Here is a 13841-nt window from a genome sequence, read left to right as displayed (position 1 = left end):
GTCCGCGCACGCCCGGCGGCTGTAGGGCGGGAATGCGCGGTTCCCCAGGGAGCGTGCGCTGCGGGGTAGCTGCCTATTAGCGTCGAATCGGACGCTATGGTCCTCACCATGGCTGGTCTGCTCGCTGTGCGGTCTCGTGCGTTGATCGCCGTGCTATTGCTTGCCGTCGGACTCGCAGCCACGGCCTGCGGTTCCGGCGATGGTTCCTCCGCTCGAGACCAATGCGCGCCGCCCGGACTGAACGCGGCCTCGGCCGCGCCGACGAACCTCGGCTCCGCGGCCGCGGCGGGCGCGGACAAGTACACCACCGCGAGTACACAGCCGGTATCGGCGATCGATACGAGCAAGCTGCGGCTGATCACGCCGGGCAAGCTCACCGTCGGTACGCTCTCGGATGCACCGCCGAGCATCTGCCTGAACTCGGCGGGCTCGTTCACCGGCTTCGACAATGAGCTGTTGCGGGCGATCGGTGCGAAACTCGGTCTCCAGGTGGAGTTCTCGGGCACCGAATTCGCGCCGCTGCTCTCGCAGGTCTCCGGCGGGCGCTTCGATGTCGGGTCGTCGAATATCACCACGACCGCGGAGCGTCGCGAACGCGTCGGATTCACCAACGGTTACGACTTCGGCTACTTTTCCCTCGTCGTCCCGAATGGCACTGCCATCAAGGGCTTTTCGGATCTGGGGCGTGGCAACCGGATAGCCGTGGTGCAGGGCACGGTGCAGGACGATTACGTGGTCAACCAACTGCATTTGGATCCGGTGAAGTTCCCGGATTACGCCACCGCGTACGCGAATCTGAAGTCGGGTCAGGTCGATGCCTGGGTCGCGCCGTCGGCGCAGGCCGAGGGGCAGGTGAAGTCGGGTGATGGCACCACGATCATCCAGAACACCTTCAGCCTGGACAATTTCGTCGGCTACGCGGTCGCCAAGAACAACCAGCCGCTGATCGACGCACTCAACAGCGGCCTCGACGCCGTGATCGCCGACGGCACGTACGCCGAGCTCTACGCCGACTGGGTGCCGAGGCAGTTGCCGCCCGGATGGAAGCCAGGATCGAAAGCCGCACCGGCGCCGCAACTTCCGGACTTCGCCGCCATCGCCGCGGAGAAGAAAACCACCGACAGCGGACCGGACGCGCCGAAATCGACGGCGCGACAGTTGAAGGAGACGTTCTTCGACTGGTCGCTGTACCGCACGGCATTTCCCGATCTGTTCAAGACCGGTCTGCCGAATACCCTGATCCTGGCGGTGGTTTCGGGTGTGCTCGGCACCATCATCGGCATGCTGCTGGCGGTCGCGGGTATTTCCCGGACGCGATGGTTGCGTTGGCCCGCAAGGGTTTATACCGACATCTTCCGTGGCCTGCCCGCGGTGGTGATCATCCTGATAATCGGACTCGGCATCGGTCCCGTCGTTCGTAATATCACCGGTAACAACCCGTATTGGCTCGGGGCGATCGCACTGGCGTTGCTGGCCTCGGCCTACATCGGTGAGATCTTCCGCTCCGGTATCCAATCGGTGGAGACGGGCCAGCTCGAGGCCGCGCGCGCCATCGGCTTCGGCTACCGCCAGGCCATGACGCTGGTGGTGATCCCGCAGGGCGTGCGCCGGGTACTGCCCGCGCTGATGAACCAGTTCATCGCGCTGATCAAGGATTCCTCGCTGATCTACTTCCTCGGACTGCTCGCGACCCAGCGCGAACTGTTCGCGGTCGGCCGAGATCTCAATGCGCAGACCGGGAATCTCTCCCCGCTGGTCGCCGCGGGTCTGGTCTACCTGCTGCTGACCATCCCGCTGACGCACCTGGTGAACTACATCGACCACCGGATGCGCACCGGTCGACCCGACCAGCCCATCGACCAGGTCGAGGCGGCCACGATCACCGAAGGGCGCGGATAGACCATGAGCGAGCGAATCGACAACGTGAGTGCCTCTCTCACCGGAACCGGTCTGCATCTGACGCTGGGCAACAACCATGTGCTGCGCGGCGTCGATATCCATGTCGACGCGGGTAAGACAACCACCGTCATCGGGCCGTCCGGGTCCGGCAAGTCGACGCTGTTGCGCGTGCTGAACCGGCTGCACGAACCCGATCAGGGTGATGTGCTTTTGGACGGCAAGTCGGTGCTCGCCGAAGATCCGGACAAGCTGCGCCAACGCATCGGCATGGTGTTCCAGCACTTCAACCTGTTCCCGCACAAGACGGTCGCGGAGAATGTGGCGCTCGGGCCGCGCAAGCTGCGCGGGCTGTCCAAGGATGCCGCCCGGGCGCTGGCCGTCGAACAGCTCGAGGTCGTCGGACTGGCCGAAAAGGCTGATTCGCGCCCGTCGAATCTGTCGGGTGGGCAGCAGCAGCGGGTGGCCATAGCCCGTGCGCTGGCCATGCGGCCGGAAATCATGTTCTTCGACGAGGCCACTTCGGCGCTGGATCCGGAGCTGGTGAAGGGCATTCTCGCGCTGATGGCCGAGCTGGCTACCCAGGGGATGTCGATGATCGTGGTGACTCATGAAATGGGTTTCGCGCGCAGCGTCTCCGACAGTGTGCTGTTCATGGACGCTGGTCAGGTGGTCGAAACGGGCACGCCCGACGCCCTGTTCGACAACCCGGGGACCCCGCGGCTGCAGCGCTTCCTCTCCGAGGTTCTGTGACCATCAGCACACCTCTAGTAAACTCGACAGATGCGCACCTGTTAATGTGTCGCCGCGCTTGGCGCCACATATCGAGCAATGGGAACGAGGAGTTCCGATGACCACAGCGCATGTCGAGCACACCGAACACCAGCACGTCCATGGCCCCGGCTGCGGCCACACCGAAGTCCCGCACGGTGACCACACCGACTACGCCCACGAGGGCCACCTGCACCGGGAGCACAACGGCCACTGGGACGAATGCGAACCCGCCGCCCACACCGAACACGCAGGCCACGACCACACCCACGGCCCCAATTGCGGCCACGAAGCCGTCCAGCACGGCGACCACGTCGACTACCTCCACGACGGTCACCGCCACGCCGCGCACAACGGCCACTACGACGACCACTGAGTCTTCCGCCCCGCCTCCGTGCAGGTGCAGTGGAAATCGACTCGCCGCTCCTCGGATTCGAGTAGAGATGGCGGGATGGGGATTGGTGATCCGCGGGTTCATGTGCGGCTGCTGAGGTGCGAGGACTGGGCAACATTTCGGAGCATCCGCCTGCGTGCCCTGGTGGATGCGCCACAGGCCTTCGGCGCGACGTTGGAGGAGGCGCGCAGTAGGTCCGACCAGGTCTGGTCGGACCTACTGACGCAACGTGTGCAGTTCGTGGCGAGTGTCGACGGCATCGATGTCGGGACCGTCGGCGCGCACGCTGATCCCGAACGACCTGGGGCGCACCTCATTTCGATGTGGGTCGCCGAGAAGTCGCGGGGCACTGGCATTTCGGATCGTTTAGTGCGATCGGTAGTCGACTGGGCCGTCGGTGCCGGGCATCGCAAGGTGTGGTTGGAGGTCGCCGAGGGCAATACGGCGGCCGAGCGGTTATATCTGCGGCACGGCTTTGTGCGGACGGGTGTGGGCGGGGCGGTCGCTCCCGACGATCCGCGGCCGGAATTCGAGATGCTCTCGAGCCTGTGCGGCGCAGCCCGCTGACCGCATACGTATAGGTCGGCGAAAAGTACTTATAGATGACTGATTCGGCACCCATGGCTCTGCCCATAACGTAGTTCCTGTCAGCGAGAACGACAGAGAAACCACAGATCAGAAGCCTAGGAGGCCATCATGAACGAGCTCGTCGCGCAGTACCTGGAAGTCTGGAACACCACCGACGCCGCCGCCCGCAAGGCCGGAATCGAAGCCGTGTTCACCCCGGAGGCAAGCTACATCGATCCGCTGGCGGCAGTCGCCGGACACGATCAACTGGATGCGGCCATCGCCGGTGTGCAGGCCCAGTTCCCGGGTTGGGTTTTCACCCTCGCCGGACCGGTCGACGCCCACCACAACCAGGTGCGCTTCACCTGGGAACTCGGTCCCGCCGATGCCCCTGCCCTGATCGTCGGCTTCGACGTCGCGGTCATCGAGGACGGACGTATCGCCAACGTCTACGGCTTCCTCGACAAGGTTCCGGCCGCCGCCTGACCCCGCCCCCGCCGCAGGTACCGCGCTTCCGGTGGCGGCCCCCAGTCATCCGAACTCGTTACCCCAGAAGGAAATACCAGTCATGACCACCACTGCGCCCAGCTACATGTCGACCCTGCTCGCCCCCGGCCAGAACCTGCTGCGCACCTCGCTGCGCCTGGATTCGGTCGTCACCACCGTCAACGGCCTTGCCTACCTGGCACTTTCGGGCCCACTGGAATCTCTGCTCGGCCTGGACAGCAAGATCGGCATCCCGATCGGAATCTTCCTGACGCTCTATGGCATCGGTGTCGCCCTGGTCGGCATGTCCAAGACCATCAATACCAAGGCCGCCGCCGTGGTCGCCGCGGGCAATGCCGTCTGGGTCGTGGTCAGCCTGGCCGCTCTCGTCGAGGGCGCACTCGAACTGAACCTGGTCGGCTCGATCTGGACCGTCATGCAGGCAGCCACCGTCGGCGGTTTCGCGGCCCTGCAATACCTCGGCATCCGCAAGGCCCGCTGAATTCGGATCCAATCGACCAACTCCGCAAAACGCGGCATCCGCAGCGCTTACCCACCCCGCTGCCCGATGCCGCGTTCGGCGTCTGTGGTCGGTGCCTGCCTCTAAAGTCGAGGCCGTGCTCGAGGCAACCAAGATCCCGACAGAATTCGGCACCTTCGACGCCCTGACCAGCGGCGAACCAGGTGGACGCGAAGTGATGCTGTTGCACGGCTTTCCGGAATCGGCCCTCGCATGGGAGTTCCAGCTGATCGCCCTCGGTGGCGGCGGCTGCCATGTCATCGCGCCCGATCAGCGCGGTTATTCGTCGGGCGTGCGTCCGGACAAGGTCACCGATTATCGCGTCGAGGAGTTGATCGCCGATGTCATCGCCATCGCCGACCAAGTGGGTTGGCAGCGTTTCGATCTCGTCGGGCACGATTTGGGCGCGCATGTCGCCTGGGCGGTAGCGGCCGAGCATCCGGCACGAATCCGAACCCTTGCCGCCGTATCACAGCCGCACCCGACCGCGTTGTTGCAGGCCATGACCGAGGACGAAGACCAGGCCCAACGAGCCCAACACTTCACCTACTTCCGCCAGCCCCGCACCCCCGAACGCGCCCTCTTAGCCGATGACGCCGCCGCTCTCCGCAAGATCTTCGACTGGAAGATTCCCGAGGAACGCATCGACGACTACGTCCACCGCCTCACCCGCCCCGATGCCCTCACCGCGGCCCTCAACTGGTACCGAGCCTTCTCGCTCGCCGGGCCGACCGCCCCGATCACCGTCCCCACCCTCTATGTCTGGGGCACCGAAGACCCCACCATCGCCTCCACCGCTGCCCTGGCCACCGCCGAGCACGTCAACGCCCCCTACCGCTTCGAAATGCTCGAAGACGCCTCCCACTGGCTCCCCGAAGAAGCTCCCGAATCCCTCACCCGCCTCCTGATGCAACACCTCCTGGCGCATCGGTCCTGAGCCCGAAAACCGCTGCCGATTCCCCCAGCCGGAGCGGATCGGAAGTCTCCGGTTGCATCCCGTACAGGCCTATTGCGGAGTCATGATGATCTCGCCATCACGGGGGAAGCGTCTGACGGCGAGGAGTCAGCTGAACAAGAGCACTCGTCTCCCTCGGCGGATGACCGGACTCAGCCGACGGCGCGGATCCGTGGCCCGACTATTCGGGCGGGCGCGGACTGCTGCCGGCGGCGCAACTCACGACCCGATGGGGAGTCGAATACCGCGATGGCGGCAAAATCCTGGGCCCGAACTCGCCCCCCGGCCGCATAGTGACCGATCCGGCACGCCACCTGGCCGAACGTGGCAAGGACTGGTCAGTCCTGCTGGGTGAGTTTGGCGTTGAGTTCGAGTGCTTCGCTGAGTTGGTCTTCGAGGATGATGATGCGGCACGCTGCTTCCAAGGGGGTGCCCTGGTCGATCAGTTCGCGGGCGCGTGCGGCGATACGCAGTTGGTAGCGGGAGTAGCGGCGGTGCCCGCCGGCGGAGCGTTGGGGGGTGATCAGTTTCGCTTCATCCAGGCTGCGCAGGAATGCTTGAGTGGTGCCGAGCAAATCCGCGGCCCTGCCCATGCTGTAAGCGGGGTAGTCGTCATCGTCGAACTTCTCGTTCGCGGTCGTTGGTTCAGAAATCGTGCGGCCTCCATACGCCGAAGTGCCCCGGCGCCTGCGGCGCCGGGGCACTGAAAGGGGGAATTACTTCGTCTTCCGACATGTAACCGAGACGTCGGCGATCACCCCAACTGCATATCTTCGCGGGTGACCCGACGGGCAATGCCTCCTCTCTCCTCACGGGGTTACTTCATCTTTCCGTGCAACTTCATCTTCCTGCCCGGCGGGCGACGGGACCGTCATACCTGCTGGTCCCATGGCCGCATCCGCCGTCTTACCATCACGGGCAGTTCATCATCTCCCGTGCCGTTTGGATACTTCCTTCTCTTCCGACGTCACAGAAATTACCGCACTCTGTGTCATATGTCTACAGTTGTCGCTATAGATTTTTTTGCGTGTCGGGGCCAGCTCATCGCCGATGAACTCCGGCTTCAAGTCCCTCGACGAGGGCCAGCAATGTCGAGTTCGGCGAAAGCCAGAAGGGCGTCTGCGTCGTGGCGAAGCGATCCGGTGCCTACCGCTGCCGAACGGTCAGGTGCGGACGGTGGCGAAGGCGGACCAGAGGAGGGGGGAGTGTTCGATGGCGTGAGTGGTGCGCCAGGCGGTAAGGCGAGATCGCTGCCAGGCGGCGAGGGCTGTTACCGGATCGGGGTGCTCGTGGGCGGTGTCGATGGCGCAGATGGCGTCTTGGAGCGGGCGGGCTTCGGGGGGTGCACCGGCCAGGCGTTGGAAGGCCAGGTCGGTAGGGAGGGGCCAGCGGCTGGCCGTGACCAGTTCGGCGCCGCCGTTGATCATGGCGGCGACCAGACCGAGTGCCTCACTGAAGCGCATATCGCCGCCGCTTTCGCAGGCGATCAGGGCGACTCGACTCGGAATGGGCCAGAGTTGGGGTCCGGCAACGGGTTCCGTGGTGAGGGTGTGGGTGCCCAGCAGTAGGTCCTTGGCCGAAAGGGGACGGTGGGCTCGGGTGGGGGTGGCGAAGCCGATGGAGTCGGAATCACAGGCGAGATGTAGTTCGGATGCTTCGCTTTGGCCGGATTCGGGGGCGGCCGCGGTTACATGCCCAACATAGGTCAGGCGGCTGGCGCCCCCGCGCAGCGCTTCGCTCAACCAGCTTCGATCGATATCCGTGCGGCGGAATGCGTCGATCGGATCATCGACGGCGGGCAGTAGTCTGCCTCGGCTGGAATACGAGGCAACCCGCTGAGCCAGTGGGGCTTTCGGGTCCATCCGGCCGAGAACGGACCCGAGTGCGGAATCCGCACGGAAGCCGGGCACGCGTGGGTCCAGTACCGCCACCACTGGCAGAGAACTCGTCTCGGACCAAGCGCGTGCCGAGCGGTCCGGACCGTGCACAATGCTGGCCGGAGCGAGCAGGCTGACATCGGCGATATCCACCAGGCGCAGCTCGGGATCGGGAGCGATGATCTCCCAGGGGACCTGAGCTACCCGGGGCGAGGGCTGCAGCCGAATATGTGGGCGCACACCGCGTACGTGCAGGTCGTACAACTGTGTGGCGAGGCCATAAGGCAGAAGTGCGCGCGAAAGTAACTGCGCGACAAGATATTCCTCGTCATACGAGGCGAATGCGCCGGTGGTCATGGCATGTTCGAGTCCGCCGGGCACCGACGGATTCGGCAGCGCCTGCGCGAACTGCTCGACCGCCTCGGTGATCGCATCCCCGGGCAGCATGCTCGCGCCCTGGGCGTATTCATTGCGTACCCAGCGCCACGACATGTACAGATCCTTAGCATCCGCCATCCGCACAATGACGGTCGGTTGTTCCGAGGCGGTCATGCGGGCAGCACCCGGCTATCGCGCACCGGATGTCCATACCGCCGCTCGGCGGCCTCGATAAACGCCGCTAATGCGATATGTCCGTCCGGCGCGACGGCCACCCGAGGCGGCGGTACCACCGGCAGTCCGACGCTCGCGGCGACCGAGGCCAGCGCCGTACCCAGCTGTGGTGCCGACCCACTCTGCGGCCCGGTCCCGACCTGCACCGCCGGTTGCGCCACCTCCACTGATGGATCGAATAGTTCGAGCGGTAGTCGCGGCGGCGCAGCGACCGCGGTTCGGGCGATATCCAATGTCGTACCCGCGCATTGTGTTTCGATGAGATCCACGATCAGCGGACCATTGCCCGACAGATAGGCGAACCGAAAGGCCATCCGCATTGCCGGATCGGCGATCTGGCGATTCCATTTCTCGCGTTGATGGCCATTGGGCAGGGTGTATCGCACGGCATCGATGGCCAGCGCCGACGCCACCGCGAGTTCGACCGCGCGCCCCAATAGCTCGGCATCCGGCGCTTCGGCCGCCTCGATGACCGGCTCCAACAGCGCCGCATGCCAGAAATCGATGTGGGCACAGTGCAATCCGAGACCGCGCTCGGCATAGGCGCCGAACGCTTCGCCGATGAGGGCTTCACCCTGGTCGTATTGCCCGTTCGAGTACGCCAGGGTCGCCAGGCGCACTCGTACATCGGCGGCATCGAGCACCGCACCGGTATCCTGGAAATAGTCGAGGCTGCGGCGATAGAGTTGATGCGCCGCAGCGATATCGCCACTGCCCTCGGCGAGAAATCCCATGGTCTTCAGCCCGACGCCCGCCCGATACCCGAGTTCAGCGCGCTCGAAGTACTCTTGGCTGGACCGTAGCGGCTGCTCCGCCTCATCGAACCGATCCAACCTGACGTACATGACGGCCAGATTCTGTTGCGTCTCGGCGACGGCATTGCGATCACCGGCGGCATCGAAGGCCGCCAGGGCTTGGCCCATGAAGTCGACGGCGAGTTCGCGCCGTCCGGTCTCGAAGTAGATACCGCCGAGCGTCGAGAGCGGATGTCCGGCCAGGTGCGGCGCGAAACGCACTGCCGCATCCAATGATTCGGTGGCGAGTTCGATGGCGTAGGCCCAGCTCTGGCGATGAAACGCCACCGCTGTCAGCGATAGCAGGCAGGCCACGCGCTGCATGCTCTCGTCATTGTGTTCGGTGAGTAGCGCCCGCGCCTGTTCCAGCGCCTGCTGTGCACCATCGAGATCGCCGATATGCTGCAACGCCTGCGAGAGGTTGATCAGTGCGGCGGCCCGCTTTTCGATCGCGTCCGCGGGCATTTGTGCGAGCGCCTCGCCGAACATGACGATCGCCCCGGCATGATCGCCGAGTTCATCGCTCATGCTGGCGGCATTGACCAGCGCACTGACCCGCAGTCCGTTGGCGCTCGTCCGGGCGATTTCCTCGAACAGCCGTCTCGCCTCGACGACATCGCCGCGCTGATAGGCGGCCGCTCCTTCGGCTAGTCGCTCGCGACCGTCATCGGCGGACATCAGAAGTCCGAATCCGAGGCGGCGGCGGCGATTTCGGCGAGCAGGGGCGCATCGACGGCATCGTCGGCGGCAGTGGCCCGGCGCAGTCGTGCGGTCGCGAGCTCACGTATCTGTTGCCGGATCTCGGGACCACCCAACTCGGGTGCGCCGGGCGCACCGACACCCGGCACATAGACATCCACCGCCGAAACGGAATCCGACGTGGTGATGGTCGCGCCGGTCCACAGATCGCCGACCAGATCCAACTCGGCCTCGGCAGTGCCGACCGGTGTGGTGATCAGTGCCCGCGGGTGCAGGTGTGCCGGTGCGGCCGAAGACAATTGGGGCGCGGCCACGGCGGTCACGCGGACCGTCGTGGTGCCCGAATCCCGTGTCGATTCCCAGGACACCGCACGCTCGGACGCATCGATGAGACCGGGCGGGCACCGTCGCCAATCCCATCCGACGGTGCCGCGTCCCAGCGAAAGCGCCCCGGCAGGACGGTGCGGGGCGCCACCGGCCGCTAGCGCGTAATCTTCGGCGCGGGCGGATATTTCGTCATCGGCGGCGATATCGGTCGAAATCGGCTCATCGTCCGGTGCCGGCTCGTCATCGCCGATGAGCGGTTCGCACTCCGCGCGCAGTGTCGTGATCTCCTGGTCCAGCAGCCGATCGTCGAGCGCGGTGATGCCATCTATCGTCGATGCGGGCCACCATCGCGCGGCCCAATACGCGAACCCGAGCCGCCACGCCGCGGCCACCAGATCCGGCACGGCGGGTTCGGCCACGTCGGTGAATTCGGTTTCGCCGCTCTCGGAGTCGGCAATGGCAACGGCAATCCGCTCGCCGTACACCGCCCACAACCAATCCTGGGCGAGTCCGACATCATCGATCACCGCGGCCGGAATCGTCTGCCCGGCAAGCAGACTCCAGGACAGGTGACCGCCGACCACCTCCAGCACCATCACATCTATCGCTGCGGCGTCGTCCAACACCGTCGGCGCCCCGTCGGGCGCGACGATCCAGATCCCACCTCCGGCCGGTCCGATCCGCACGGTCGCGCTCATCAGCTCGCCCTCGATTCCGCCGGGTCCGGCTCGGTGACCAGGGAACTCACACTCAACGCCTGTTTGACCCGCATGCGATGGTCCAGCATGACCGAGCGCGCCACACCATCGAGCAGATCCCACAGCTCATCCGGCTCGTAGACGCCGAACTCCCTGACATCGCGTCCGTGCAGGCGAACCCACAGTCGTCGCAGATAGGGCCGCCACGGTGTGCGCAGCTCGTTCGCGATCGCCGCCAATGGGCCAGTCGGCATTTCGATATCGGCGCGCACCGCGAGCCGCCGCGCCTGCAGGACGTAAGCCTCGCGCTGCCAGCGATTATTGATCACCCGATGCGCCGCCGTTTCGGTCGCCGCCGACTGCGCGCCGTGCAACGCGATCGGCCGCAACCCGAGCGCGAGCGCGGCCCCCGCCGTCGCGGCGACCCGCAGTGATTCATCCAAAAGTGCCCAGGGCGAACAACTTCGGGCGATCTCGGTAGTCACCAATTCCGGAATGGGCGGCAGTTCGGCCCGTTCACTCGACGCCTGGAGCACGGTGAATACGCGCTCGTAGATGGTGCGATCGAACGGTAGGCCGAGACTTGCCTTCGAGGCCGACCTGCCGAGCGCCGGTGGCTGCGGAACAGGGACCGCGGTGAGCCCGAGCTGATGTGCGGTCGGCTCGAAACTGGTGTTCCATAGTCGGATTCCCCCGTGCGTCCCGGCGTGGCCGGCGATCAGCTGATCGAATGTCTGCTGCCCCTCGGCGCTGCGACCGTCGCGAGCCGCGGCCGCATCGAGCAGCGCCGCGAACAGTTCGGCGTGCTCGCCGGTCGGCGCGCCCACCGGATGCCGGCTCCATGCGATATCGATCAACGACCCGAGTTCGGCGGTCCGCGCGCCCGCGGTGATGTACTCCTTGAGCGCTTGCGTCGTCCGTCCGGCCGCGAATTCGTGGACATCGCGCAGTGTCGCCTCGGCGCTGGCTCGGTCCCGGTCCGGATCCGGCATACCCGATGTGGTGGCGAGTTCGAAGGCACGCTGGAAATACAGATCCTGCGGATTGCCCTCGGTGATCCGCAGCGCCCGCCGGACCTGTTTCAGCAGCGAAAACCACGCCGCTGTCGCGCGGAGCACATCGGCGGCGGCATGGATGCGGGTGGCGAGCAGAACCGCACCGTCGGCGGTGAGGATCGGGCCCGCACACAGTGGATTCTGCACAGGGCGGATGACCAGCGGATCCAGGATGAGCTTCACGGTCCGTCGCAGCGGACCACCATGGGGTCCACTGAGCGGTTCGACGCCATCGAGCCGGCGCCAAACCTCGTCCAGCACCATCGCGCGCGGCCGTCGCATTCGACCAGGTTAACGGAACTTCGCGTGTTTCAGACTGCGAAAAACCTGGGATCGGTAGGGCGCGTTCGATTCCTACCTTTCTCGTATCGGCCCAACACTGGAGCCGAACGAAGCAAAAGGAACAGATCATGAACAGCAAGCCGGTCCGCATCTCCGCCGCCGCTCTCACCGCCTCGGCCGCCGTTCTGGCCCTCTTCGTCACCGGATGCAGCGACGACTCGGGCAGCTCGCCGACCACCTCGGCCAAGCCGGGCACCTCGGCCGCCACGGCGCCGGCATCGGGCAAGTCCAGCGCCTCGGTCGACGGCAGGGCGCTCGACGGCAAGTTCGAGACCACCTGCGCCAAGCAGGGTGACACCCTCGCTCTCGCGCTCAGCGACACCGGTAACGCCACCTACGGCACCCTGAGCGTGAGCGCCTCGATCACCGGCACCGACAACGTCCAAGCCGTCGCGGTCGCGGGCAGCAAGGGCGGCGCGAACGGCCTGCCCTACGCCCTCGGCTTCGGCAACGGTATGCCCGGCGGTTCGGCCAAGGTCGTCAAAGACGGCAACACCTACAAGGTCACCGGTGAAGGAGTCGGCGCACCCGACCTCACCAATCCGACCGCGAGCCCGAAGAGCTCGAAATTCGACATCACCTTCGCCTGCTCGACCGTGGTCGGCGGCTGACCCGCACCAGCATGACCCTTCCCGCTCACGCCCCTTCGATGTGGGGCGTGAGCGGGCCGAACTTCCGCACACACAAGGAAAACCATGAAAAACATCGCCCGCTCGCTCGCCGCCGCCTTCCTCGTCCTCTCCATCGGTTACTACCTCTGGCACGGTCTCACCTACACCAGCTACGGCCCCTTCGACGACGGCACGCTCGCCTGGGTCGGACCGCAGATGGCGCTCCCGATCATCGCCCTGACCATCGTCCCGATCGTCTTCGCCTTCACCGGCGAGGGCATCCTGGCCGCCTTCACCGGCAATAACAGCTCGGCCTTCCGCGATGGTCTGGTCGGCATCGGCACCATCAAGTCCTTCCGGCAGACCGGTCTGACCGTCAATGACCAGCCGCAGATCCGCATCGACTTCAGCGTCGAGGGCGTCGACGGCAAGATCTTCGACTCGCACGCCAAAATGATCGTTCCGCTCACCGAACTCGCCCTGCTGCAGCCCGGTGTCGTGCTGCCCGTGCGTTATCTGCCGGATCGCACCGACAAGGTCGAGGTCGATCGGTCCGGCGATATGTCGGCAGCTCAGCGCGCCATGAACGAATCCATGATCCGAAAGGGCTTCACCACCGAGGCCAAACTCGATATCGCCGCGCGCGGCATTACCGCGCAGGCCGTCGTGCGATCGCTGTCGGTGCCAGGCGAAATTCGCAACGGGTATTCCAAGATCGAGCTCGGCCTGGTGGTGACCCGGCCCGATGGAACGACTTTCACCACAAGTGTGGACAAATTCCTGCCACCCGCCAGCGTGGCTCAGGTGCAGGTCGGTCGCATCATCCAGGTCCACTATCTGCCGGAAAACGAACAAGAGGTCGTGATCGCACTGCAAGTCAATGCGTAGCCCCGGTGCCCAATGTTGCTCTCGTTCACAAGGAACGGGAGCGACATTTGTTTGTGCGTCAGAAGACGCGGTGGCTGAAGAAGCTGTGCTGGCAGGTGGGGCGCTTGCAGAGCCCGCCGCCGCCTGGGATGAAGCCGACACAGGTGGGATGGGTACACCTGTTGCAGCCACCGTCGCCCGGTTCACCCGTGCCGTCGTGGTCGACGAGTACGGCGCGGGCCTCGTCCACCGCGCCCGCGAGAATCGAATCGAGATAGTCCAGCGCCTGCGGGGTGAGCTGGGATCTTCCTCTGGATAAGGACATCGCACTACTCCTGAATCGGCACTCATGTCGCTAGTACCGATACTC

General features: G+C 65.3%; 15 protein-coding genes. 9 read left to right on the top strand and 6 right to left on the bottom strand.

Annotation, left to right across the window (positions count from 1 at the left end; translation table 11 throughout):
- The first annotated feature begins 108 nt into the window (after nt 1-108).
- The 7 genes from ACQP2U_RS41230 to ACQP2U_RS41200 all read left to right on the top strand — a co-directional run bounded on the left by ACQP2U_RS41230 (nt 109) and on the right by ACQP2U_RS41200 (nt 5571).
- The gene (locus ACQP2U_RS41230) at nt 109-1899 is read left to right on the top strand and encodes an ABC transporter substrate-binding protein/permease (protein ID WP_433712569.1); all 1791 of its coding nucleotides are present in this window, start codon (nt 109-111) and stop codon (nt 1897-1899) included.
- A gap of 3 nt (nt 1900-1902) precedes the next feature.
- Nucleotides 1903-2649, top strand: coding sequence for an amino acid ABC transporter ATP-binding protein (locus tag ACQP2U_RS41225; RefSeq protein WP_433712568.1), 747 nt, complete (start codon nt 1903-1905; stop codon nt 2647-2649).
- A 97-nt stretch (nt 2650-2746) separates the two neighbouring features.
- On the top strand, nt 2747-3043 hold the full coding sequence (locus ACQP2U_RS41220) for a hypothetical protein (protein WP_433712566.1): 297 nt from the start codon (nt 2747-2749) through the stop codon (nt 3041-3043).
- Between the two features lie 75 nt (nt 3044-3118).
- On the top strand, nt 3119-3628 hold the full coding sequence (locus tag ACQP2U_RS41215; RefSeq protein ID WP_433712565.1) for an N-acetyltransferase family protein: 510 nt from the start codon (nt 3119-3121) through the stop codon (nt 3626-3628).
- A 129-nt stretch (nt 3629-3757) separates the two neighbouring features.
- Nucleotides 3758-4114, top strand: coding sequence for a nuclear transport factor 2 family protein (locus ACQP2U_RS41210; protein ID WP_433712564.1), 357 nt, complete (start codon nt 3758-3760; stop codon nt 4112-4114).
- An 82-nt stretch (nt 4115-4196) separates the two neighbouring features.
- Nucleotides 4197-4616, top strand: a complete 420-nt coding sequence (locus ACQP2U_RS41205; protein ID WP_433712563.1) for a hypothetical protein — start codon at nt 4197-4199, stop codon at nt 4614-4616.
- A gap of 115 nt (nt 4617-4731) precedes the next feature.
- A complete protein-coding gene (locus ACQP2U_RS41200) occupies nt 4732-5571 on the top strand; it encodes an alpha/beta fold hydrolase (RefSeq protein WP_433712562.1) in 840 nt (279 codons plus the stop codon).
- 356 nt (nt 5572-5927) lie between these two features.
- On the opposite strand, the gene ACQP2U_RS41195 is transcribed toward ACQP2U_RS41200, so the two are convergent.
- The 5 genes from ACQP2U_RS41195 to ACQP2U_RS41175 form a co-directional block, all read right to left on the bottom strand.
- Complete coding sequence (locus ACQP2U_RS41195) at nt 5928-6182, bottom strand: MerR family transcriptional regulator (RefSeq protein WP_397030842.1); 255 nt, start codon at nt 6180-6182, stop codon at nt 5928-5930.
- A 570-nt stretch (nt 6183-6752) separates the two neighbouring features.
- Nucleotides 6753-8018, bottom strand: a complete 1266-nt coding sequence (locus ACQP2U_RS41190; protein WP_433712560.1) for a CHAT domain-containing protein — start codon at nt 8016-8018, stop codon at nt 6753-6755.
- Nucleotides 8015-9550 (bottom strand): tetratricopeptide repeat protein, encoded by a 1536-nt coding sequence (locus ACQP2U_RS41185; RefSeq protein WP_433712559.1) that lies wholly within the window; start codon nt 9548-9550, stop codon nt 8015-8017. Before ACQP2U_RS41185 ends, ACQP2U_RS41190 begins: the two co-directional genes overlap by 4 nt.
- A complete protein-coding gene (locus ACQP2U_RS41180) occupies nt 9550-10596 on the bottom strand; it encodes a hypothetical protein (RefSeq protein WP_433712558.1) in 1047 nt (348 codons plus the stop codon). The genes ACQP2U_RS41185 and ACQP2U_RS41180 overlap by 1 nt, the downstream gene beginning before the upstream one ends.
- Nucleotides 10596-11915 (bottom strand): hypothetical protein, encoded by a 1320-nt coding sequence (locus tag ACQP2U_RS41175; RefSeq protein WP_433716768.1) that lies wholly within the window; start codon nt 11913-11915, stop codon nt 10596-10598. Before ACQP2U_RS41175 ends, ACQP2U_RS41180 begins: the two co-directional genes overlap by 1 nt.
- Before the next feature lie 146 nt (nt 11916-12061).
- Here ACQP2U_RS41175 and ACQP2U_RS41170 point away from each other — a divergent pair, with 146 nt between their 5' ends.
- On the top strand, nt 12062-12604 hold the full coding sequence (locus tag ACQP2U_RS41170) for a lipoprotein LpqH (protein ID WP_433712557.1): 543 nt from the start codon (nt 12062-12064) through the stop codon (nt 12602-12604).
- Nucleotides 12605-12688: 84 nt separating this feature from the next.
- Nucleotides 12689-13492, top strand: coding sequence for a hypothetical protein (locus ACQP2U_RS41165; RefSeq protein ID WP_433712556.1), 804 nt, complete (start codon nt 12689-12691; stop codon nt 13490-13492).
- Between the two features lie 58 nt (nt 13493-13550).
- Here the strand turns inward: ACQP2U_RS41165 and ACQP2U_RS41160 are convergent, their stop codons facing one another.
- Nucleotides 13551-13796: a hypothetical protein gene (locus ACQP2U_RS41160; RefSeq protein WP_397030832.1), complete on the bottom strand. Its 246-nt coding sequence runs from the start codon at nt 13794-13796 to the stop codon at nt 13551-13553.
- Between the last annotated feature and the right edge of the window lie 45 nt (nt 13797-13841).

The organism is Nocardia sp. CA-084685, from assembly GCF_050955785.1.
Taxonomy (GTDB): Bacteria; Actinomycetota; Actinomycetes; order Mycobacteriales; family Mycobacteriaceae; genus Nocardia.
This window is presented reverse-complemented; position numbering and strand designations above follow the sequence as displayed.

Bases quoted from the DNA above. Each gene is read 5' to 3' on its own strand.
- ACQP2U_RS41175 (WP_433716768.1), bottom strand. From the start codon at position 11,915: ATGGTGCTGGACGAGGTTTGGCGCCGGCTCGATGGCGTCGAACCGCTC.
- ACQP2U_RS41170 (WP_433712557.1), top strand. From the start codon at position 12,062: ATGAACAGCAAGCCGGTCCGCATCTCCGCCGCCGCTCTCACCGCCTCG.
- ACQP2U_RS41225 (WP_433712568.1), top strand. From the start codon at position 1,903: ATGAGCGAGCGAATCGACAACGTGAGTGCCTCTCTCACCGGAACCGGT.
- ACQP2U_RS41215 (WP_433712565.1), top strand. From the start codon at position 3,119: ATGGGGATTGGTGATCCGCGGGTTCATGTGCGGCTGCTGAGGTGCGAG.
- ACQP2U_RS41180 (WP_433712558.1), bottom strand. From the start codon at position 10,596: ATGAGCGCGACCGTGCGGATCGGACCGGCCGGAGGTGGGATCTGGATC.
- ACQP2U_RS41185 (WP_433712559.1), bottom strand. From the start codon at position 9,550: ATGTCCGCCGATGACGGTCGCGAGCGACTAGCCGAAGGAGCGGCCGCC.
- ACQP2U_RS41195 (WP_397030842.1), bottom strand. From the start codon at position 6,182: ATGGGCAGGGCCGCGGATTTGCTCGGCACCACTCAAGCATTCCTGCGC.
- ACQP2U_RS41160 (WP_397030832.1), bottom strand. From the start codon at position 13,796: ATGTCCTTATCCAGAGGAAGATCCCAGCTCACCCCGCAGGCGCTGGAC.
- ACQP2U_RS41220 (WP_433712566.1), top strand. From the start codon at position 2,747: ATGACCACAGCGCATGTCGAGCACACCGAACACCAGCACGTCCATGGC.
- ACQP2U_RS41230 (WP_433712569.1), top strand. From the start codon at position 109: ATGGCTGGTCTGCTCGCTGTGCGGTCTCGTGCGTTGATCGCCGTGCTA.
- ACQP2U_RS41205 (WP_433712563.1), top strand. From the start codon at position 4,197: ATGACCACCACTGCGCCCAGCTACATGTCGACCCTGCTCGCCCCCGGC.
- ACQP2U_RS41210 (WP_433712564.1), top strand. From the start codon at position 3,758: ATGAACGAGCTCGTCGCGCAGTACCTGGAAGTCTGGAACACCACCGAC.
- ACQP2U_RS41190 (WP_433712560.1), bottom strand. From the start codon at position 8,018: ATGACCGCCTCGGAACAACCGACCGTCATTGTGCGGATGGCGGATGCT.
- ACQP2U_RS41165 (WP_433712556.1), top strand. From the start codon at position 12,689: ATGAAAAACATCGCCCGCTCGCTCGCCGCCGCCTTCCTCGTCCTCTCC.